General features: G+C 62.8%; 17 protein-coding genes. 8 read left to right on the plus strand and 9 right to left on the minus strand.

The window, feature by feature from the left end:
- Positions 1–142 precede the first annotated feature (142 nt).
- The gene (gene treS / locus AC0ZZU_RS10195; protein ID WP_476340433.1) at positions 143–2,230 is read left to right on the plus strand and encodes a maltose alpha-D-glucosyltransferase; all 2,088 of its coding nucleotides are present in this window, start codon (positions 143–145) and stop codon (positions 2,228–2,230) included.
- 176 nt (positions 2,231–2,406) lie between these two features.
- Here the strand turns inward: treS and AC0ZZU_RS10200 are convergent, their stop codons facing one another.
- The 4 genes from AC0ZZU_RS10200 to metH form a co-directional block, all read right to left on the minus strand.
- Positions 2,407–2,901 carry a DUF934 domain-containing protein gene (locus AC0ZZU_RS10200; RefSeq protein WP_476340435.1) on the minus strand — a complete coding sequence of 165 codons (495 nt, stop codon included), beginning with the start codon at positions 2,899–2,901 and terminating at the stop codon, positions 2,407–2,409.
- Positions 2,885–4,537, minus strand: a complete 1,653-nt coding sequence (locus AC0ZZU_RS10205; RefSeq protein ID WP_476340437.1) for a nitrite/sulfite reductase — start codon at positions 4,535–4,537, stop codon at positions 2,885–2,887. The genes AC0ZZU_RS10200 and AC0ZZU_RS10205 overlap by 17 nt, the downstream gene beginning before the upstream one ends.
- A gap of 337 nt (positions 4,538–4,874) precedes the next feature.
- Positions 4,875–5,093, minus strand: a complete 219-nt coding sequence (locus tag AC0ZZU_RS10210; protein ID WP_476340438.1) for a DUF2970 domain-containing protein — start codon at positions 5,091–5,093, stop codon at positions 4,875–4,877.
- 62 nt (positions 5,094–5,155) lie between these two features.
- A complete protein-coding gene (metH, locus tag AC0ZZU_RS10215) occupies positions 5,156–8,863 on the minus strand; it encodes a methionine synthase (protein WP_476340439.1) in 3,708 nt (1,235 codons plus the stop codon).
- A 157-nt stretch (positions 8,864–9,020) separates the two neighbouring features.
- Here metH and AC0ZZU_RS10220 point away from each other — a divergent pair, with 157 nt between their 5' ends.
- The 5 genes from AC0ZZU_RS10220 to AC0ZZU_RS10240 all read left to right on the plus strand — a co-directional run bounded on the left by AC0ZZU_RS10220 (position 9,021) and on the right by AC0ZZU_RS10240 (position 14,395).
- Positions 9,021–11,321, plus strand: a complete 2,301-nt coding sequence (locus AC0ZZU_RS10220) for a fatty acid cis/trans isomerase (RefSeq protein WP_476340441.1) — start codon at positions 9,021–9,023, stop codon at positions 11,319–11,321.
- 112 nt (positions 11,322–11,433) lie between these two features.
- On the plus strand, positions 11,434–12,468 hold the full coding sequence (locus tag AC0ZZU_RS10225) for an acyltransferase family protein (RefSeq protein ID WP_476340442.1): 1,035 nt from the start codon (positions 11,434–11,436) through the stop codon (positions 12,466–12,468).
- 57 nt (positions 12,469–12,525) lie between these two features.
- A complete protein-coding gene (gene nfuA / locus AC0ZZU_RS10230; RefSeq protein WP_158460756.1) occupies positions 12,526–13,110 on the plus strand; it encodes a Fe-S biogenesis protein NfuA in 585 nt (194 codons plus the stop codon).
- 199 nt (positions 13,111–13,309) lie between these two features.
- A complete protein-coding gene (locus AC0ZZU_RS10235) occupies positions 13,310–13,915 on the plus strand; it encodes an SCO family protein (protein WP_476340444.1) in 606 nt (201 codons plus the stop codon).
- Positions 13,916–13,921: 6 nt separating this feature from the next.
- Complete coding sequence (locus tag AC0ZZU_RS10240; protein ID WP_476340732.1) at positions 13,922–14,395, plus strand: copper chaperone PCu(A)C; 474 nt, start codon at positions 13,922–13,924, stop codon at positions 14,393–14,395.
- A gap of 32 nt (positions 14,396–14,427) precedes the next feature.
- Here AC0ZZU_RS10240 and AC0ZZU_RS10245 read toward each other — a convergent pair whose 3' ends face one another.
- The 5 genes from AC0ZZU_RS10245 to AC0ZZU_RS10265 all read right to left on the minus strand — a co-directional run bounded on the left by AC0ZZU_RS10245 (position 14,428) and on the right by AC0ZZU_RS10265 (position 18,082).
- Positions 14,428–14,652: a hypothetical protein gene (locus AC0ZZU_RS10245; RefSeq protein WP_158460815.1), complete on the minus strand. Its 225-nt coding sequence runs from the start codon at positions 14,650–14,652 to the stop codon at positions 14,428–14,430.
- 113 nt (positions 14,653–14,765) lie between these two features.
- The gene (locus tag AC0ZZU_RS10250) at positions 14,766–15,437 is read right to left on the minus strand and encodes a sel1 repeat family protein (protein ID WP_476340445.1); all 672 of its coding nucleotides are present in this window, start codon (positions 15,435–15,437) and stop codon (positions 14,766–14,768) included.
- A 166-nt stretch (positions 15,438–15,603) separates the two neighbouring features.
- Positions 15,604–16,662, minus strand: coding sequence for a hypothetical protein (locus AC0ZZU_RS10255; protein WP_476340446.1), 1,059 nt, complete (start codon positions 16,660–16,662; stop codon positions 15,604–15,606).
- A gap of 14 nt (positions 16,663–16,676) precedes the next feature.
- Positions 16,677–17,303, minus strand: coding sequence for a LysE family translocator (locus AC0ZZU_RS10260; protein ID WP_476340447.1), 627 nt, complete (start codon positions 17,301–17,303; stop codon positions 16,677–16,679).
- 2 nt (positions 17,304–17,305) lie between these two features.
- The gene (locus AC0ZZU_RS10265; protein WP_476340448.1) at positions 17,306–18,082 is read right to left on the minus strand and encodes a YqcI/YcgG family protein; all 777 of its coding nucleotides are present in this window, start codon (positions 18,080–18,082) and stop codon (positions 17,306–17,308) included.
- A gap of 154 nt (positions 18,083–18,236) precedes the next feature.
- Between AC0ZZU_RS10265 and AC0ZZU_RS10270 the strand changes: the two genes are divergently transcribed.
- The gene (locus tag AC0ZZU_RS10270) at positions 18,237–19,157 is read left to right on the plus strand and encodes a LysR substrate-binding domain-containing protein (protein ID WP_476340449.1); all 921 of its coding nucleotides are present in this window, start codon (positions 18,237–18,239) and stop codon (positions 19,155–19,157) included.
- Entirely contained in the window at positions 19,150–21,522 is a 2,373-nt protein-coding gene (locus AC0ZZU_RS10275; RefSeq protein ID WP_476340451.1) for a DNA polymerase II, read from the plus strand. Before AC0ZZU_RS10270 ends, AC0ZZU_RS10275 begins: the two co-directional genes overlap by 8 nt.
- Positions 21,523–21,579 lie beyond the last annotated feature (57 nt).

Raw genomic sequence — 21,579 nt, forward strand, 5'->3', positions numbered from 1 at the left:
CATGCTCGAAGGAACGGAAGTCGCTCATTCTAGAGCTTTCGCACCGAAATGGGGCGCAACTTAAACCGTCCGAACCATTGCGCCTTGCTTTACTCACATCTTCAAAGCGAATCGATGACAGGAATGCGCGATGGAGCCAGAAATGAGCAAACGCGACGACGACTACGTTCAGTGGCTGAAAGGCCAGTCCATGCTGCAGGCCGCCCGCGACCGGATGCACCTCTACTCAGGTCAGTCCCGCATGTGGCAGCACCCCTACGCTGAAACCCGCGCCCGGGACGCCAGCGCCATCGCTTCGGTGTGGCTGACAGTCTACCCGGACTCGATCATTACCGAGGAGGGCGGCTCGGTCTTGCAGGCCCTGGCCCACGAGCGCCTGTGGCATTCGCTTTCGCAACTGGGCATCCAGGGCGTGCACACCGGGCCGCTCAAGCGCTCCGGCGGCATCACGCAGCGCAGCTTCACGCCCAGCGTCGATGGCAATTTCGACCGTATCAGCCTGGACATCGACCCGCGCTACGGCAGCGAGGCCGAGCTGGTCTACCTGAGCAAGGTAGCCTCGGCGCACAACGCCGTGACCATCGACGACCTGATTCCATCGCATACCGGCAAGGGAGCGGATTTCCGCCTCGCGGAAATGGCCTTCGCGGATTACCCAGGCCTCTACCACATGGTCGAGATTCTGGAGGCCGACTGGGGTCTGCTGCCCGATATCCCGCCAGGGCGCGATGCCGCCAACCTCACCCCCCAGATGTGCGATGAGCTCAGGGCCCGGCATTACATTGTCGGGCAGTTGCAGCGGGTGATCTTCTTCGAGCCCGGGGTCAAGGAGACGGACTGGAGCGCCACGCCCCCGGTGCTGGGCGTCGATGGCAAGTACCGCCGCTGGGTGTACTTGCACTATTTCAAGGAAGGGCAGCCGTCGCTGAACTGGCTTGACCCCAGCTTCGCCGCCCAGCAACTGATCATCGGTGATGCCCTGCATGCCATCGACGTGCTCGGGGCACGGGGCTTGCGCCTGGACGCCAACGGTTTTCTCGGTGTCGAGTGCCGGCCCGAAGGACCGGCCTGGTCGGAAAGCCACCCGCTTTCGGTCACCGGCAATCAACTGGTCGGCGGCATGATCCGCAAGGCTGGCGGCTTTAGCTTCCAGGAGCTCAACCTGACCCTGGACGACATCGCCAACATGTCCCATGGCGGAGCGGACCTGTCCTACGACTTCGTGACCCGTCCTGCCTACCAGCATGCCCTGGTGACCGGTGACACCGAATTCCTGCGGCTGATGCTGCACCAGATGCATGTGTTCAAGATCGACCCGGCTTCGCTGATCCACGCCTTGCAGAACCACGACGAACTGACCCTGGAGCTGGTGCATTTCTGGACTTTGCATGCCAACGAGAGCTACCTCTACAAGGGCCAGACCTTCCCGGGTGCCATCCTGCGCGAGCATATCCGCAGTGAAATGTACGAGGCGTTGGCCGGGGAGCATGCGCCCTATAACCTCAAGTTCGTCACCAACGGCGTGTCTTGCACCACGGTCAGCATCATCACTGCGGCCCTGGGCATTCGCGACCTCACCCGCATCAGCGAAGAGCAGAAAACGCTGATACAGAAGGTCCACCTGCTGCTGGCCATGTACAACGCCTTCCAGCCGGGGATCTTTGCGTTGTCCGGATGGGATGTGGTCGGCGCGTTGCCGCTGATGCCCGAGCAGGTCGAGCACCTGATGACCGAGGGCGATACGCGCTGGATCCACCGGGGTGCCTATGACCTGGCCGACCTGGCGGCCGACGCCGAGGTGTCCGCGGAAGGTTTGCCCAAGGCACGCATGCTGTATGGCAGCCTCAACGAGCAGCTGAACGATCCCGACAGTTTCGCCAGCAACCTTCGCAAGATGCTCGCCGTGCGCCAGGCATACGCGTTGGCCAGCAGCCGGCAGATCCTGATCCCCGAGGTCAGCAATCCGTCGTTGTTGCTGATGGTGCATGAACTGCCAGCAGGCAAGGGCACCCAGATCACTGCGCTCAACTTCGGGCCCCACCCGCTCACAGAAGACCTGTACCTGCCGGACATTGGCCCCGGCGTCGTGGTCGACATGATCAACGAACGGCTCGAAGGAGAGCTCAGCGAGGCTGGCCAGCTGACCATCAACCTCGATGCCTACGAAGGCCTTTCGTTGCGCATCGTCGGCAGCGCCGGGCCTGGCCTGAGCCATTCGCCGGGCGCATGACCGCAGGCGCCGGCCCGGCACGTGACGTGGATGCGTGGCAGGCCGGCCATGTCGGCTCCACCGGTTAGCCGCATCGAGTGCGATAGGTTCTGCATGACTACCGGGATGCTGGCAGGAAGCGTAGGCTGGAAACGCACCGGCCCGCCATGAAGGCGGGCCGGTGGTATAGGCAGGGATCAGCGGCGACGGAACAGCGGCAGCGGCTCGTCGGCGGCGCCCTGGTAGGTTACTGAAAAGTCCTTCAGGCCTTCCAGTGCCTCTTCCGGGCTCTTGTCGGCGCGGATGGCGAACGCATCGAAACCGCAGCGGGCCAGGTAGAACAGCTGGTCCCGCAGAACGTCACCGATAGCACGCAGCTCGCCGGTGAACTTGTAGCGGTCACGCAGCAGGCGCGCATTGGAGTAGTTGCGCCCGTCGGTGAAGGCAGGGAAGTTCAGGGCGATGACCTGGAAGCTGGCAACGTCTTCACCGATTTCCTCGGCTTCCTCGTCGCTATCCAGCCATACGCCAAGGCCGCCATCGCGGGCCTTGAGCGCATGGGCATGGTCACGCCACAACTGCAGGGGGACGATATAGTCGTCGCAGTTGGTCAACTCGTCCAGGGTGACGTCCTTGGGCAGCAGGTGCCAGGTTTCGTCGACCAGCTGGTTGTTCTTAATTATTCGCTGCATAGACGCGTTCCTTGAAGGGGTCGATGCCGATACGCTGGTAGGTGTCGATGAAGCGCTCTTCCTCGGTGCGCTTTTCGACATACACCGAAATCAGCTTGTCGATCACATCCGCCATCTGGTCCTGTGCGAACGATGGGCCGAGGATCTTGCCGAGGCTTGCATTGCGTGCGGCATTGCCACCGAGCGAGACCTGGTAGAACTCCTCACCTTTCTTGTCCACGCCGAGAATACCGATGTGACCAACGTGGTGGTGGCCGCAGGCGTTCATGCAGCCGGAAATGTTCAGGTCAAGTTCACCGATGTCGAACAGGTAGTCTAGGTCGTCGAAACGGCGCTGGATGGCTTCGGCGATCGGGATCGACTTGGCGTTGGCCAGCGAGCAGTAGTCGCCGCCAGGGCAGCAGATGATGTCGGTCAGCAGGCCGATGTTCGGCGTGGCGAAGCCCAGGTCGCGCAGCTCCAGCCAGAGTGCCTGCAGCTGGCGCTGCTCGACATCGGCCAGAATGATGTTCTGCTCGTGGGAGGTCCGCAGGAAGCCGAAGCTGTAGCGGTCGGCAAGCTCGGCGACGGCGTCGAGCTGCTTGTCGGTCAGGTCGCCTGGGGCAACGCCGGTCGGCTTGAGCGACAGCGTCACGGCAACGTAGCCAGGGCGCTTGTGCGCGCGGGTGTTGCGCGATCGCCAGCGGGCGAAACCTGGGTTTTGCAGGTCGTGCTCCGCGTAGTCGACGTTTTCCAGCGCCAGGTACTCGGGGTCGATGAAGTGGCGCGAGACGCGCTGTACTTCAGCCTCGGTCAGGGTGCTGCTGCCGCCGCGCAGGTAGGCCATCTCGGCCTCGACCTTCTCGGCGAACACTTCAGGCGTGAGCGCCTTGACCAGGATCTTGATCCGCGCCTTGTACTTGTTGTCACGGCGGCCGTAACGGTTGTACACGCGCAGGATGGCGTCCAGGTAGCTGATCAGGTCCTGCCACGGCAGGAACTCGTTGATGAACGAGCCGACCACTGGCGTACGGCCCAGGCCGCCGCCGACCAGCACGCGGAAGCCCAGCTCGCCGGCCTCGTTGTGCACTGGCTCAAGGCCGATATCGTGCACTTCGATGGCGGCGCGGTCGTCCCGGGAGCCATTCACGGCGATCTTGAACTTGCGCGGCAGGTAGGCGAATTCCGGGTGGAAGGTGGTCCACTGTCGGATGATCTCGCACCAGGGGCGCGGGTCGATCACTTCGTCTGCGGCAACGCCCGCGAACTGGTCGGTGGTGGTGTTGCGCAGGCAGTTGCCACTGGTCTGGATCGCGTGCATCTGCACGGTCGCCAGCTCCGCCAGGATCTCGGGAATGTCTTCCAGGGCAGGCCAGTTGTACTGCACGTTCTGCCGGGTGCTGATGTGTGCGTAGCCTTTGTCGTAGTCGCGGGCGATCTTCGCCAGCAGTCGGACTTGGCGCGAGTTCAGCTGGCCGTAAGGCACAGCGACGCGCAGCATCGGGGCAAAACGCTGGATGTATAGGCCGTTCTGCAGGCGCAGAGGGCGGAATTCTTCTTCGCTCAGTTCACCGGCCAGATAGCGGCGGGTCTGATCACGGAACTGCTTTACGCGGTCCTCGATGATCCGCTGATCGTACTCGTCGTATACGTACATAAGGGTCCTGTCTCAGGCTGCATGCAGCTAATCGCGCGCACGGCCGCGCACTCCGTAGCGGAGCCGTGGAAGGATAGCAGGGTGCGTTTATGCGCTAAAGTGATGTTTTTGCATATGAAAAGAACCATATGGACTAACTGGTGCCGGCGTGTAATTCCCCTGCTTGAGGAGTGGTCATTCGTGGGCTTAACTGCTGGGGGTGAAGTGCATTCCGATAACACAACAAGAGGCGATGCAATGGGAAATTCAACCAAGGTCCGCAAGTCCGATAGTACCGTGGACGCCTGGGCGATCCTGGCCTTGATCGTGCTGGTGGTCGTGACGGCGGTGTACTGGGTCAGCCACCAGTAAGGTGCATGGCCAGTTGCACCAGGCCGATCAGCAGCAGGATGAACACCAACGTGAAGCCCGCGCCCAGCGCGATGAAATGGCTCGCCTTGCCATGGGTGAAATCACGTGCGCGGTTCTTGCCGCTCTGCACGCCGAAGGCGGCGGCAAGGACGCTGTGCAGCATCTGCCAGAAGGTTGGGGGTTTGCCTGGGTCCTGGTCTGACATGGGTGTCTCCTGAGGCAGGGCGATCAGGAGACATTGTAGACCCGGCGATGTCGCCTGTAGCCTTAGCTGTCATACCCCAGGTTCGGCGCCAGCCAGCGCTCGGTGACACTGAGGTCCTGGCCCTTGCGCTCGGTGTAGCTCTGGACCTGATCCTTGTCGACCTTGCCCACGGCGAAATACTGCGCCTGCGGATGGGCGAAGTACCAGCCGCTGACCGCCGCTGCGGGGAACATGGCGAAGTGCTCGGTCAGGAACACGCCGCTCTGGCCGGTTTCGCCGATGGCGGTGCCATCGAGCAGGCGGAACAGGGTTTCCTTCTCGGTGTGGTCCGGGCACGCCGGGTAACCCGGGGCAGGGCGGATGCCGCTGTACTGCTCCTTGATCAACGCTTCGTTGCTCAAGTGCTCGTCCTTGGCATAACCCCAATAGTCCTTGCGCACCTGCTCGTGCAGCCATTCGGCGCAGGCTTCGGCAAGGCGGTCGGCAAGGGCTTTGACCATGATCGAGTTGTAGTCGTCGCCCTTGTCCTGGTACGCCTTGGCCACTTCCTCGGCACCGATGCCGGCGGTAGTGATGAAGCCGCCCACATAGTCGGTGAGGCCGCTGTCCTTGGGCGCGACGAAGTCGGCCAGCGAGAAGTTCGGCTTGCCGTCGGGCTTGATCGTCTGCTGGCGCAGGTGGTGCAGGGTCGCCAGCGCCTGGCCGTCGTCGCCGTAGACTTCGATGTCGTCGTCCTTGACCTGGTTCGCCGGCCAGAAGCCGAACACCGCGCGCGCGCTGATCAGCTTCTCGTCGATCAGCTTGTCGAGCATCTCGCGGGCATCCTGGTACAGCGCGGTAGCAGCTTCACCCACCACTTCATCGGTGAGGATGCGTGGGAACTTGCCGGCCAGGTCCCAGGAAATGAAGAACGGCGTCCAGTCGATGTACTCGGCCAAGGTGCGCAGGTCGATGTCCTGCAGCACCTTCACGCCCGTGAAGCTGGGCACCGCCGGGGTATAGCCGGCCCAGTCATACCTGGGCTTGGCAGCGACCGACTGGGCGTAGTTCAGGCGCTCGGTGCGGGCGCTGCGGTTGGCAGTGCGCTCGCGCACCTCGATGTAGTCCAGGCGGGTCTTTTCGACGAAGCCTGGCTTCAGCTCCCTGGACAGCAGCTGGGTCGCCACGCCCACGGCGCGCGAGGCGTCGGTGACGTAGACCACCGCATCGTTGCTGTACTTGGGCTCGATCTTCACGGCCGTGTGGGCCTTGGAGGTGGTCGCGCCGCCGATCATCAATGGCAGGTGGAAGTCCTGGCGCTGCATCTCGCGAGCCACGTGCACCATCTCGTCGAGCGAGGGGGTAATCAGGCCGGACAGGCCGATGATGTCGCACTTCTGCTCGCGCGCGGTCTGCAGGATCTTCTCGGCCGGCACCATCACACCCAGGTCGACGATGTCGTAGCCGTTGCAGCCCAGCACGACGCCCACGATGTTCTTGCCGATGTCGTGCACGTCACCCTTGACCGTGGCCATGAGGATCTTGCCCTTGGCTTCAGGCTTGTCGCCTTTTTCGGCCTCGATGAACGGGATCAGGTGGGCCACGGCCTGCTTCATCACGCGTGCCGACTTGACCACCTGGGGCAGGAACATCTTGCCCGCGCCAAACAGGTCGCCGACGATGTTCATGCCGCTCATCAGCGGGCCTTCGATCACTTCGATAGGGCGCGCGCACTGCTGGCGGCACTCCTCGGTGTCTTCGACGATGTGTGCGGTGATGCCCTTGACCAGCGCGTGCTCCAGGCGCTTCTGCACCGGCAGCGAACGCCAGGCTTCGTTCTCGACTTCCTTGGTGGCGCCGCCACCCTTGTAGTCATCGGCGATCGCCAGCAGGCCGTCGGTGCCTTCCGGGGTGCGGTTGAGCACCACGTCTTCGACCTTCTCGCGCAGCGCGGGCGGGATCTCGTCGTAGATCTCCAGCTGTCCGGCGTTGACGATACCCATGGTCAGGCCATTGCGGATGGCATGGAACAGGAACACCGAGTGAATCGCCTCGCGCACCGGATTGTTGCCGCGGAACGAGAACGACACGTTGGACACGCCGCCGGAGGTCAGGGCGTAGGGCAGGTGGTCGCGGATATAGGCGCAGGCTTCGATGAAGTCGACGGCATAGTTGTTGTGCTCTTCGATACCGGTGGCAACGGCGAAGATGTTCGGGTCGAAGATGATGTCTTCTGGCGGGAAGCCCACTTCATTGACCAGAATGTCGTAGCTGCGCTTGCAGATCTCGCGCTTGCGTTCGGCGGTGTCGGCCTGGCCGACCTCGTCGAAGGCCATCACCACCACGGCGGCACCGTAGCGCTTGCAGAGGCGGGCGTGGTGCTTGAACGCCTCGACGCCTTCCTTCATCGAGATCGAGTTGACGATGCCCTTGCCCTGGATGCACTTGAGGCCCGCTTCGATCACTTCCCACTTGGAGGAGTCGATCATGATCGGCACCCGGGAAATGTCGGGCTCGCCCGCGATCAGGTTGAGGAAGCGCACCATGGCCGCCTGGGAATCGAGCATCCCTTCGTCCATGTTGATATCGATCACCTGCGCGCCAGCTTCGACTTGCTGCAGCGCCACTTCCAGGGCTTCGGTGTAGTTTTCCTCACGGATCAGCCGGGCAAACTTGGCCGAACCGGTGATATTGGTGCGCTCGCCGACGTTGACGAACAACGAGTCGCGGTCGATGGTGAACGGCTCAAGGCCCGACAGGCGGCAGGCCTTCGGGATATCCGGGATCGGCCGGGGGGCGTACTTGGCCACAGCGTCGGCGATGGCCTGGATATGTCCTGGAGTAGTGCCGCAGCAACCGCCAATGATGTTGAGGAAGCCGCTGGCCGCGAACTCCTCGACCACCACCGCCATTTCGGCCGGGGTTTCGTCGTACTCGCCGAAGGCGTTCGGCAGGCCGGCGTTGGGGTGAGCTGAAACATGGGTGCCGGCCTTGGTCGACAACTCTTCGAGGTAAGGGCGCAGTTCCTTGGCACCCAGGGCGCAGTTCAGGCCGACCGAGATCGGATTGGCATGACGCACCGAGTTCCAGAATGCCTCGGTGGTCTGGCCCGACAAGGTGCGGCCAGAGGCGTCGGTGATGGTGCCGGAGATCATGATCGGCAGCTCGACGCCGTCGTCCTCGAACACCTGCTGCACGGCGAAGATCGCCGCCTTGGCATTGAGGGTGTCGAAGATGGTCTCGATCAGGATCAGGTCGGCGCCGCCCGCGATCAACCCGCGGGTGGCTTCGATGTAGTTCACCACCAGCTCGTCGAAGGTGACGTTGCGGTAGCCCGGGTCGTTGACGTCCGGGGAGATCGAGCAGGTGCGGCTGGTCGGGCCGAGGACGCCGGCGACGAAGCGCGGGCGGTCCGGGGTCTCGAGGGTCTTAGCGTCGGCAACCTGGCGGGCGACGCGCGCGCCTTCGACGTTCAGCTCGTACGCCAGGCCTTCCATGCCGTAGTCGGCCTGGGAGATCTGCGTAGCGTTGAAGGTGTTGGTCTCGAGAATGTCGGCGCCGGCATCCAGGTAGGCTTTCTCGATGGCCGCGATGATGTCCGGCTGGCTGAGCAGCAAAAGGTCGTTGTTGCCTTTGACATCGCTTGGCCAATCGGCGAAGCGCGTGCCACGATAGTCGGCTTCCTCCAGGCGGTAACTCTGGATCATAGTACCCATGCCGCCATCGAGGATCAGAATGCGCTCTTTGAGGGCGTGCTGAAGTGCTTGGTAACGAGCGCTGCGGTCAGACATAGGACTACCTGGTCGGGCAAAAACAGAAGGTGCGGGATAATAGCAAAGCTGCGCGCTTTTTAGGCGTGTCGGGCTTTTACATGAATCCTGTTCATGTTGACGCATTCCACCGGCCGGTAGACCACGTGATAGCTCAAGAACCCAGGACACACGGTACATGGTGCATCGTTTACTTGCCGGCCTCTTCGCCCTGCTGATCAGCGGCGCGGTGCTCGGGCAAGCTCCCCCATCAAGCCCGGTGATTTCCTACACCCGGGACATCCAGCCGATCTTCACCGAGAAATGTGTCGCCTGCCATGCCTGCAATGACGCGGCCTGCCAGCTCAACCTGGGCAGTGCCGAAGGCGTGCAGCGTGGCGCCTCGAAGATCCCGGTGTACCAGGGCGACCGCAGTACGGCGCAAGCCCCTACTCGCCTGTTCTACGACGCCCAGGGCGAGCAGGCATGGCGCGGCAAGAGCTTCTATTCGGTGCTCGACAACCAGGGCAGCCAGGCCGTGCTGATGGCGCGCATGCTTGAACTGGGCCACCAGAATCCGCTCGAGCCCAATGCCAAGCTGCCTGATGACATCGCACTGGGGCTCGATCGCGCCAACATGTGCCCGCTGCCGCAGGAGTTCGACGGCTACGCCGGGGCTCACCCCAAGGAAGGCATGCCGCTGGCCGTGACCGGCCTGACCGACGCCGAATACCAGACCCTGCAGCGCTGGTTGGCGGCTGGCGCGCCGGTCGAGCAGGCGCCGATCCAGCCCAGCGCGGGCGAGGCCCGGCAGATTGCCGAATGGGAAGCGCTGTTCAATCGCCCAGGCTCCACCGAGGCCCTGGTCGCGCGCTGGCTGTACGAGCACCTGTTCCTGGCACATGTCCATTTCGTTGGAGGCGAGCCAGGCCACTTCTTCCAGTGGGTGCGCTCGCGCACGCCGAGCGGCAAGCCGGTCGACATCATCGCCACGCGCCGTCCCAACGACCCGCCAGGCACCGACTTCTATTACCGCCTGATGCCGGTGCAGGGTGTAATCGTGCACAAGACCCATATCACCTATCCGATGGGCCCGCAGAAGCTCAAGCGCATCAAGCAGCTGTTCTACAGCGGTGACTGGCATGCCTCGGCGCTGCCAGGCTACGGCCCGCGCCGGCGCTCCAATCCCTTCGAGACCTTCGAGGCGATTCCGGCGGTGGCGCGCTACCAGTTCATGCTCGATAACGCCGAATACTTCGTGCGTACCTTCATCCGCGGCCCGGTGTGCCGCGGACAGATCGCCACCGACGTGATCCGCGACAACTTCTGGGTGGTGTTCCAGGAGCCCGCGCATGACCGCTATGTGACCGATGCCGCGTATCGAGGCCAGGCCACGCCGTTGCTGGCGATGCCAGGACAGATCGACGACGTCGGCAGCGTCCTGAGCCTGTGGCACGCCTACCGCGACAAGCGCAATGACTACGAGAACCTGCGCCGCGAAACCTATGCAGAGCTGCCAGTGCCAGGCTGGTCGACGCTCTGGGCCGGCAGCGACAACGCACTGCTGAGCATCTTCCGCCACTTCGACAGTGCCTCGGTGACCAAGGGGCTGATCGGTGATGTGCCGCAGACCCTCTGGTTGTTCGACTATCCGTTGCTCGAACGCACCTACTACCAGCTGGCGGTCAACTTCGACGTGTATGGCAACGTCTCGCACCAGGCGCAGACCCGCCTGTATTTCGACCTGATCCGCAACGGCGCCGAGGTCAATTTCCTGCGCCTGATGCCTGCCGCCCAGCGCGGCGCGATTCTCAGCGATTGGTACCAGAACAGCGGCAAGGTGAAGATGTGGATGGACTACGAGTCGATCGACACCGAGACCCCCAGTGGCCTCCAGCTCGACGCTCGTGATCCGAAGCGCGATTTCGGTCTCAAGCTGCTGCAGCGCAGTGGCAGCCTCAATGCCTCGCCCGACCCGATCAACCGTTGCAACGGCGCCTATTGCTCGCGGCCCGGAATCTCCGAGGCGATGCGTAACGTCGAGCAATCACTGAGCCGCCTGGTCTCGCGACCCGCTGCGGGCCTCAAGGTGATCAACCAGCTGCCCGAGGCGACCATGCTGCGCATCGAAGGGCAGGGCGGCGAGCGGCTGGTCTACAGCCTGCTGCGCAACCGCGCCCACAGCAACGTCGCCTTCATGCTGGGGGAGGTCCATCGGTATCAGCCGGGTCTGGACACCTTGACGCTGTATCCCGGCGTGCTCAGCAGCTACCCGAACTTCATGTTCAATATCCCTGCGGACGAGGTGCCCGAGTTCGTCGAGGACATGGAAGCGGCCCGCGACGACGCCGCCCGGTTCGAGCGCATCGTCCGGCGCTGGGGTGTGCGACGCACGAATCCGCAGTTCTGGACCTACTTCCATGACCTCAGCCGTTACATCCAGGAAACAGAGCCGCTGGAAGCCGGTGTGCTGGACATGAACCGCTACGAAAACCTCTGAAGCGATGACCGCCGGTAAGGTCATCTGACCTTTACCGGCATTCTGCGGTCCGACCCTGCGAGCGGCCCTGGTTGCCACCAGGGCTTGAATGGGCTTCAACGCAGGTAATGGCATGCTGTATTCGCTTCAGGCTCTTCGGGCGCTCGCCGCCTGGGTGGTGGTTTGTCACCACTTCATGCAGATCTTCTTCGACTTCCACGCCACAGGGCCCGTCGGCCAGTTTCTCAGCGACCGCGGCGCGGTCGGGGTGGATGTGTTCTTCGTCATCAGCGGGCTGGTCATCTACCTGTCGACCCGCGACAAACCCATGGCCCCCCAGCGCTTTCTGCTCAACCGGGTGCTACGCATCGTGCCCGCCTATTGGTTCTACACGCTGCTGATGGCTGCCCTGCTGCTGGTAGCGAGTCGCTGGATGCCCCATCAGACGATCGAGTTGCAGCACTTCCTATTGTCGCTGCTGTTCATCCCCGCCGAGAATCCGGGTGGATATGGCATGTATCCGACGCTCAATGTCGGCTGGACGCTGAACTTCGAGATGTTCTTCTACCTGCTGTTCTCGCTGGTGTTCCTGGTGCGACAGCGTTATCAGCTGCTGCTGGTGACCGCAGTGCTGCTGGTGGCCAGCGAGGTGCTCAGTCGTGTCGGTGTGCTCAGTCATTTCTATGCCAACAACATCATCTACGAGTTCCTGCTGGGAATCGGCATCGGTATCGCCTACCGGCGCGGGCTGATCCTGGAAGGGCTGTGGCTGCCGCTGGCGGTACTGGTGGCGGCTGGCCTGGCCATCTACCACCTCGACGCCTCGATGCGCCTGCTGCACTGGGGCCTGCCGAGCGCAATGATCGTACTGGCATGCGTCGCCCTGGAGCCGTACTTCAAGGGCAACCAGATGCTCAAGTCGCTGGGTGATTGCTCGTATTCGGTGTACCTGATCCACGTCCTGGTGCTGTATGGCGGCTGGTTCGCCAGCCAGCGGCTCAAGCTCAATCCTTATGCGACTTTCGCCGTATGCGTGCCGGTGATCGCCGTGGCCTCACGGCTGAGCTACGTGTGGCTGGAGCGCGGACTGTACCGGCGCATGAGTGCCTGGTGCGAGGCGCGACGCACGGCGGAGCCAGCGCTGACGCTATCCCGAGTCAATTACTAGGACTTTGTTCAGGGGCCAGGTTGGCGTAAACTGCCGGCAAGTCTGAGAGGAACTTCCATGAGCGCTATAACCATTACCGACGCCGCCCATGATTACCTGGCCGATCTGCTGTCCAAGCAGAACACACCGGGCATTGGCATTCGCGTTTTCATCACACAGCCGGGCACCCAGTACGCTGAAACCTGCATCGCCTATTGCAAGCCCGGCGAAGAAAAGCCCGAAGACCAGGCCGTGGGCCTGAAGAGCTTCACCGCCTACCTCGACTCGGTCAGCGTGCCGTTCCTGGAGGACGCGCTGGTCGACTACGCCACCGACCGCATGGGCGGCCAGTTGACCATCAAGGCACCGAACGCCAAGGTGCCGATGGTCAACGCCGACAGCCCGATCAACGAGCGCATCAACTACTACCTGCAGACCGAGATCAACCCGGGCCTGGCCAGTCACGGCGGCCAGGTCAGCCTGATCGACGTGGTCGAGGACGGCATTGCGGTGCTGCAGTTCGGCGGCGGCTGCCAGGGTTGCGGCCAGGCCGACGTGACCTTGAAGGACGGCATCGAACGTACCTTGCTCGAGCGTATTCCTGAGCTCAAGGGTGTCCGTGACGTGACCGACCACACGCAGAAAGAAAACGCGTACTACTGATCGGCGCTGACTCTGCTCCTTAGCAACAAACTGTTACGGATTCAACCCCTGCGACAACACGCCGCAGCCCGTATTTCAAGGGCTGCAGGCTCTTCACCCATGTGTCGGGTAGAAGGCAGGGGGGGCTCATGCCAGAATGCCCCCGCTTTTTGACCGGCCCTGCCCAGGGGTCGGCACCTTCCCTCCAAAGGATGGTTACATGACTGATTTACTGACCCGGCGCGCCGTTGTGGCCGGGATGGGAGTCCTTGGGCTTGGCATGTTGGCCGGTTGCAGCCCTGCGCGTGGACTCGAGTTCAAGTACGGCAAGAACATGAGCAACGAGATTCTCGGTCGCTCCTTCAAGCTCAAGGACACCCAGGGCAACGTGCGCGCGCTGTCCAGTTACTACGGCTCGATGCCGATGTTCTTCTTCGGTTTCACCCAGTGCCCGATGGTCTGTCCGACCACGCTGGCGCGTGCGGCGCAGATCAAGAAGCTAATGGGCCGCGATGCCGGGTTCCTGCAGGTGGTGTTCATCACCCTTGATCCTGAGCGTGACACGCCTGAAGTGCTCGACGCCTACGTCAAGGCCTTCGATCCCTCGTTCACTGCGCTGACGGGTACCCCGGAAGAAATCGACGCAGTGGCCAAGGAATTCAAGGTGTTCTACGAGAAGGTTCCGGTGGGCGATACGTACACCATCTCGCACACGTCCACCAGCTACGTGTACGATTCACGCGGCACCTTGCGCCTGAGCCTCGGCCATTCGCTGAACGCCAAGGAATGCACCGAAGACCTGCTCGCTCTCATGGAGATCTGCTAGATGGCTCTGTCGATCCAACCGTTCAAGCGTGGCCTGGCAACCCTGGCCCTGTGTGCCCTGGCGTTGCCCGCGCTGGCCGAAACCACCGTCAGCGCCGCCTGGGTGCGCGCCAGCGTGCCGCATCAGCAGGCCACGGGTGCCTTCATGACCCTGACCTCCAGCGAAGACAGCAAGCTGCTCAGCGTCGCTTCCCCGGTAGCCAAGACCGTGCAGATCCACGAAATGACCATGAATGGCGACGTCATGGGCATGCGCGAAGTGACCAGCGTGGTGCTGCCTGCCGGCAAGCAGGTGAGTCTTGATCCGAGCGGTCTGCACGTGATGCTCATGGGGCTGGTCGACCAGGTCAAGGAAGGCCAGCAAGTCCCCCTGACTCTTACCATCGAAAACAGCAAGGGCCAGCGTCAGACGCTGGAAATCCAAGCACCGGTGCGCCCCCTGACCGCAGGCGCCGGGCATGAGCACATGCACCAGCATTGAATGCGGCAGCGTGGCTGATGCGGTAATCCCCTTCAGCGAAACCGCGGCAGCGGCCTGTCGGTATTCAACGACGTCAATCGCTGCCGTACCTGCGCCTCTTCTGCTTCAAGCGCCTTCAGGTTGTCACGGATCTTGCCAGCTGCGGGCACATCGCCCTGCCGGTCGATCCAGTCGGCGATTTCCTTGCAGGTGCTGGTCAAACGGGATTGACGCTGATTGATCAACGTCAAAAGGGTCGTGAGCTCTTTTGCGGACATGATGGAATCCTCCATTTCAGCCCTGACAGTTTAGCAGCGCATGGCCATCTTGCCTGGGGGGAGAGCCTCCAGCAGATCTGGGCTGGCTTGGAGGAGCGGCTCTCGCGTGCCGGTCAGTGATTGCTCAGAAGCCGCTGCTCGGCCGCGGTGCAGCCGTTGATGTCCACGGCCTTCTGCAGCAAGGCCTGGCGATGCTGCGGGTCGAGATCGCCCAGCAGGCGGTAGACTTCCGCCTGGTAGTCGCGCTGGCGTCCCCATTGCATCTGCAGGCCCTGCGGGCGACTGCGGCTACAGGCCAGGCGCACGGCCGGCTGTGGATAATAGGGTGCGTACAACGTAGCCATTGCGGGGATGGATTCCATCGATGCACGGTACGCCTTGCTGGCGCGGTAGGACGCACACCAGGTGGCAATGGCCGGCGCCGGTGGGGCAAAGCCTTGCTGCAGGCTGGCTTGCAACAAGGGACAGGCAGCTTCGGGAATCTGGGTAGCCGGCAGGTACGTCATGTAGTAGAGCGCGAGCCGGTACTGCGCGACCGGGTGGCCAAGCGCGACAGACTTCTTCAGCAGGGCGACCGCGGTTGGCAAGGTGCGGGCCATCGCCTGGCCTTGGCGGCTCAGCTCCGGATCGCCGTCAGTGGCGCGCAGCGGGCTCGCATCTTCCTGGGTGTCGGCCTGCTCGAGCAAGGGCAATGCCTGGCGATACAGCAGGTCGGCATGCGGATCGATGTTGACTTCCAGCGCCTGGCTGGTGATCGGCAGGCAGGCAGCGAGCACGACAGGCATTACCCGTGCGCAGATCACTGCTGGGCCTGCGGCAAGGTGCGAAAGCCGGCGATGGCCGGGCAGTGGACGACTTCGATATTCATGGCAGTACTGTACGTCTCAGGCGAATCAGAAGCGACAAGGCCCTATTCTAGCCATGCATGCTCCGCGCCGAAACCCACTTCCATCAGTCTGTAACGAGCCGTATCGAAGTCGCCTTTCGATTCAAGTACTTTTCGTGCGCCAGGCCAAGCTTGGCGGTGATGACCTTGGCCAGGGCGTTGTTGCCCAGATCGTTGAAGTGCAAGCGGTCGATGAAGAGGTGTTCACCGAATACCGGGGAACTGCTGAGCATGCTGTTCATGTCATGGCAGTTGACCGGATCGCACTGGTTTCTGATGCGCTGGAAAAAAGCCGCGTGCAGTTGGTTGTCGAGCACCCCGGTGAGCAGGCGGTCGAAGTTGCGCGGGTGGGTGTTGAGGTTCCTGAGCATCTCCTGCTCGCCTGGGGGAGGCGTTTCCCGGCACCACGGCAACAGCGGCTGGAGAATGAAGGTGAGGGTAGCGTGACTGTCGGCGAGCAGGCGCTGCCATTGCAGCAGGGTGCGGGCGATGCTGTCGGCGGCGCGGGTCAGTCGCTTGTCCGGGGCCGACAAGGGCTCTATGGCAAGTGCCGGGCAGGTGCCGCGCGCAGGCACCAGCGCCTGGCGCAATCGCTGCATCAGTGATTCGGGACGCTCTTGCTCGAAGCGGTGCAGCCCTTCGTTGAAGGTATTGAGGAAATCCTGGTAAGCGCGTGCGCGCTGCGGATGCGGCTCACCAGCCAAGGCGTCGCTCAGCGCTTCATGGGCCAGGGTGTTGAGCCCGCTGAGCACCACCACATGGCCAAGCTGGCCGAAACGGTGCTGATGGTCGAGAAACATCATCAGCTCTTGCGTGGCGTTGTGCCCGCAGCCGGCCAGGCTCAACCAGACTTCTCCCGTGAGCATCGACAGGCAGGACGCCACCGTGTTCGCGTCGGAGCTGGCGCCGATGCCCAGGGCGGTGGAGCCGCCAACCAGCAGGTTGACGCGCGTCGAGCGGCCGCGTTCGGCCACCGAGAAACGCTGGCCCGCCAGGTAGCTGTATCGAAAGCCCAGGGCATCGGTGTTGATGGTGCCCGATCGATAGCCGCGCTCGTGCATGTACAAAGTGTACGGGGCGCGCCGGCTACCCAGCAGCAGGAACTGCTGGTAGTCCTGCTGCAAGGGCTGGGCGGGGTTCAGAGCGTCAGCTCCCGCACGTTATAGGCCAGGCCCACGCAGGCGATGAGCAACAAGGCAACGGCGGACGCCAGGCTGATCAGGCGGTTGTTCCGCTGCGACGCGATCTTGCCGATGGCGAAGATGTAAAGGCTGAGCACCGCGAAGTCGATGACGATCCAGAGCAGCGACAGCACCACCATGCTCTTGCCGAACGACTCGGTGATCTGGATGAACTGCGGGAAGAAGGAGATGAAGAAGATGATGTCCTTGGGGTTCGAGATGCCCACCATGAAGCCGTGCCACAGGCCGCCGCGATCCGGTTTCTCAGCGGACTCGACGGTACCTTGGGCAGGCAGGTTCCAGGCTTCGCGCAAGGTGCTCAGGGCGATATAGCCGATGAACAGGCAACCGAGCAGGCTCATGGCGCTGAGCCAGGCGCGGTCGATGGCCGCGCTGGTCATGATGATCCAGGCGGCGGCGCCGATCAGCACCAGCGAGGCCCAGTTGGTGCCCAGCGCGGTGAACAGCGCCTTGCGGGACCCGGAGGCGGCCGCGGTATTGACGATCAGCGCGACCACTGGCCCGGGGGTCGCGATCAGCAGCAGGACAGTGAGGGCATAAGTGGCGGTCAGGGCAGTATTCACGGTCAGTTCTCGATCTGTGTGTCAGGCGTTGCACGGTTATGGAAGGGGCACCGGGCCAGGTCTAGAGAGCCGGGCTCCTGAAGTTGGTACTGCTTCCATTCGAAGTTGTCGTCCTGGCCAAAAAAGCCAAGGCTGTCGGGCATGATCCCGTCGTTGTAATGGCGCACCCGTTCACGGATGCGTTCGCGAATCCGCTTGCCACTCTCGGTCTGTGCACTGGCCACTTCATCGAAACTTTCGCGCGGGTTGATGACGAAGACGATAGCGTTGCCCAAGTTGCGGCTTTTCATCTGTTGGTGTGCGGGAAAACTCATGTTGATGAACAGCGGCATGCCTGCATAACAGAACGACCACTGGTTATCCTCCGGGTCGGTCGGCACCGCCTGCGGCCAAGGGTGCGGGTCGCGTGCGTGGACCTTCTGCAGGACTGACCAGGCCAATGCCTGCTGCTCGGCCAGGGTGCTCAGGCCCGGGGTTTCGAGGAATGCCAGCAGGGGACTGCCTATGCGTTGCTTGACCGGCACCGGCTCGATGGTGCGTATGTAGTCGGCCAGGCCGATGGCAATGTCGTTCGCCAATTGTTCGGCACGGGCAAACACGATGTAGCACGTCCTGGCGGCAACAGCCTTGCGGCCGAACAGGCAGGGGAACTCCGGATTGGCAAGCAATGTCTTGAAATGTTGTACGGTCTGGAACGTCCAGTGATGTGGATGATCAGTATGTTCAGCGGCGAGCTCCAGCGCATCCAGGCGGTAGCAGTTTCCATAACCCGTAAACATGGTTGCCCCAGCAGTAAGATAACTTTATGAATGGTTATATGCAGTGTTGGTATATGTATTAATTATTTAGCTGCATTTTCGGAAAATCAGAATCCGTTGTAAAACGCCTGAAACTGTGACCTACTATTAGTCTCACTCATGATCGGAGCCGGCAATGTCGGAACGGATTCAGGCCCTGCACGCTTTGCGCGCCTTCGAAGTGGCGTCGCGCTACGGCTCCTTCACCCGGGCGGCGCAAGAGCTCGCGCTGACCCAGGGCGCGGTCAGCCATCACGTCAAGACCCTCGAGTCGATGTTTGGCTGCGATCTATTCGAGCGCCGTGGCCCCAAGCTCTACCTGACCGAGCACGGGCGCCTGCTGGCCCAGGAACTCAAGGTCGGCTTCAAGATCATCGAGAACGCCTGCGCATTGTTGCGCCAGGACCGCTACGGCCTGCGTCTCAAGGCGCCGTCCACCCTCACCGTGCGCTGGTTGCTGCGCGCCCTGGATGGCTTCAAGAAAGTCGATAACAGTTGCAGCGTGCAACTGGCGAGCGTGTGGATGGACATCGACACCGTGGACTTCTACTCAGAGCCCTTCGATTGCGCCATCCTGCTGGGCAACGGCCACTTTCCCGCCGATGTCGAGAGCGTCAAGCTGTTCGATGAGTGGCTGATCCCGGTCTGTCATCCCGACTACATGAGCAGCAGCGAGCCGGCGCTGTCGGCTCTGCAGGAGTGCGAAATCCTCCACCCTTCGCCCGACAGGCGCGATTGGCGGCGTTGGCTGGCACGCATGGATGCGCTGGACATCAACATCGACCAGGGGCAGGTGTTCGACACGCTCGACCAGGGGATTTCTGCCGCCGGGCAAGGGCTGGGGATTTCCGTGGCAGACCTGGTGCTGGCCAGCGCCGACCTTGCCGCAGGACGCCTGGTCACACCCTACAAGCATGCCGTGGCGACCGATGATGGCTACTACATGACTTGGCTCAAGGCCAGCCCCAAGGCCCGGCAGATGCACAAGCTGCGCGACTTCCTGCTGGGGCAGGTGCCGCCGCTGGCCCACAAGGACATCGATTTCCTCTATGGCTGAGGTGGCGGAGTTACAGCACGGCTTCCTCCTGACCCGGCATTGGCACGACACCGCCGAGGGCACCTGCGTGGAGTTCTGGCTGGCTACCGACCAGGGCGCTCGATGCGTACGCCTTGCCCCGCAGACGTCGGTGGCGTTCATTGCGGCGGAGCAGGAAGAGCAGGCGAGGGCGCTGTTGTGCGACGAGCCGGGTGCCGAGTTGCGGCCCCTGCAACTGCGCGACTTTGAACAGCGTCCTGTCATGGGTCTTTACTGTCCCCAGCATCGGCAGCTGATGCAGCTCGAAAAAAACCTGCGCGCCGCGGGCATTGATGTGTACGAGGCCGATATCCGCCCGCCAGAGCGCTACCTGATGGAGCGTTTCATTACCGCGCCCGTGCAGTTCAGCGGTACACCCGATGCCCAGGGCACCCTCTGCAATGCGCAACTCAAGCCTGCTGCCGACTATCGTCCAGCCCTGCGTCTGGTATCGCTGGACATCGAAACCACCGAGCGAGGCGAGCTCTACAGTATCGGCCTCGAGGGTTGTGGGCAGCGCGTGGTGTACATGCTCGGTCCCGCCAACGGCGACGCGGGCACGCTGGATTTCGACCTGCACTACTGCGACGACCGTGCCCAGCTGCTCGAGCGACTGAATGAGTGGCTGGCCCTGCACGACCCGGACGTGATCATCGGCTGGAACGTCGTTCAGTTCGACATCCGAGTGCTGCAGGAGCATGCAACGCGCCTGCAGGTGCCCTTGTACCTTGGCCGCGATGGTGCGCCACTGGCGCTGCGCGAGAAAGGTAGCCGCGCGCACGTTTTCGCCAATGTCCCTGGGCGCCTGATCATCGATGGCGTCGAGGCGCTGCGCTCGGCGACCTGGAGCTTTCCCTCGTTCAGCCTGGAAAACGTCTCCCGGACCCTGCTTGGCGATGGCAAGGCCATCGACACACCGTACCAGCGCATGGACGAGATCAACCGGATGTTTCGCGAAGACAAGCCGGCGCTCGCACGCTACAACCTCAAGGACTGCGAGCTGGTCACGCGGATCTTCGGCCACACGCGGCTGCTCGAATTCCTGCTGGAACGCGCCACCGTCACCGGCCTGCCGATCGACCGCAGCGGCGGCTCCGTGGCCGCGTTCTGCCACCTGTACATCCCGCTGATGCACCGCCAGGGTTTCGTGGCGCCCAACCTCGGCTCGCGCCCGGACGAAGCCAGCCCGGGCGGGTTTGTCATGGATTCGCGTCCCGGCCTCTACGAGTCGGTGCTGGTGCTGGACTACAAGAGCCTGTATCCCTCGATCATCCGCACCTTTCTGATCGACCCCGTGGGGCTTGTCGAAGGCTTGCGTCAGCCCGATGCGGAGCATGCGGTCGAGGGTTTTCGCGGGGCCTGGTTCTCGCGGACCCGGCACAGCCTTCCCGCCATTGTCGAGCGGGTATGGCAAGGGCGCGAGGCGGCCAAGCGCGAGGGCAATGCACCGCTGTCGCAGGCGCTGAAAATCATCATGAACGCGTTCTACGGCGTACTGGGCTCCAACGGTTGCCGATTCTTCGACCCGCGCCTGGCCTCGTCCATCACCCTGCGCGGGCACGAGATCATGCGCCGCACCCGTGAGCTGGTCGAGGCGCAGGGCTTTGACGTGATCTACGGCGACACCGACTCGACCTTCGTCTGGCTCAAGCGCGCTGTCGACGAAGACGAAGCCTCGCGTATCGGCCGTGGGCTGGTGGAACTGGTCAACCGCTGGTGGCAAGGGCACCTGCGCGAAACCCTGGACCTGGACTGCGCCCTAGAGCTGCAGTTCGAGACCCACTACAAGCGGTTTCTGATGCCGACCATCCGTGGCACCGACGAAGGCAGCAAAAAGCGCTATGCCGGCCTGGTGCAGCGTGCCGAGGGCGAGGACGAGATGGTCTTCAAGGGCCTGGAGTCGGTGCGCACCGACTGGTCGCCGCTGGCGCGCGAGTTCCAGCAACAGCTGTATGGGCGGATCTTCCGGCGTCAGCCTTACCGCGACTGGTTGCGCGAATACGTGCGCTGCACGCTGGCCGGCGAGCAGGACGACCTGCTCATCTACCGCAAGCGCCTGCGCAGGCCGCTCGCCGACTACGAGCGCAATGTCCCGCCCCATGTGCGCGCCGCGCGCCTGGCCGATGAGTACAACCTGCTGCACAAGCGCCCCCGGCAATACCAGCGCGGCGGCTGGATCCGCTACGTGATGACCACGTCCGGCCCCGAGCCGCTTGAAAACCGCCAGTCGCCGATCGACTACGACCATTACCTGAGCCGCCAGTTGAAGCCGATCGCGGATGCCATCCTGCCCTTTGTGGAGGACGACTTCACGGCGCTGATCAGCCGGCAGATCTCGCTTTTCTGAACCGATTGCAACGCTGTGTCCATCTGCTCATCTGGCAGGGGCTGAACTATGCTCAGT

The organism is Pseudomonas sp. JE3303 (genome assembly GCF_056312565.1).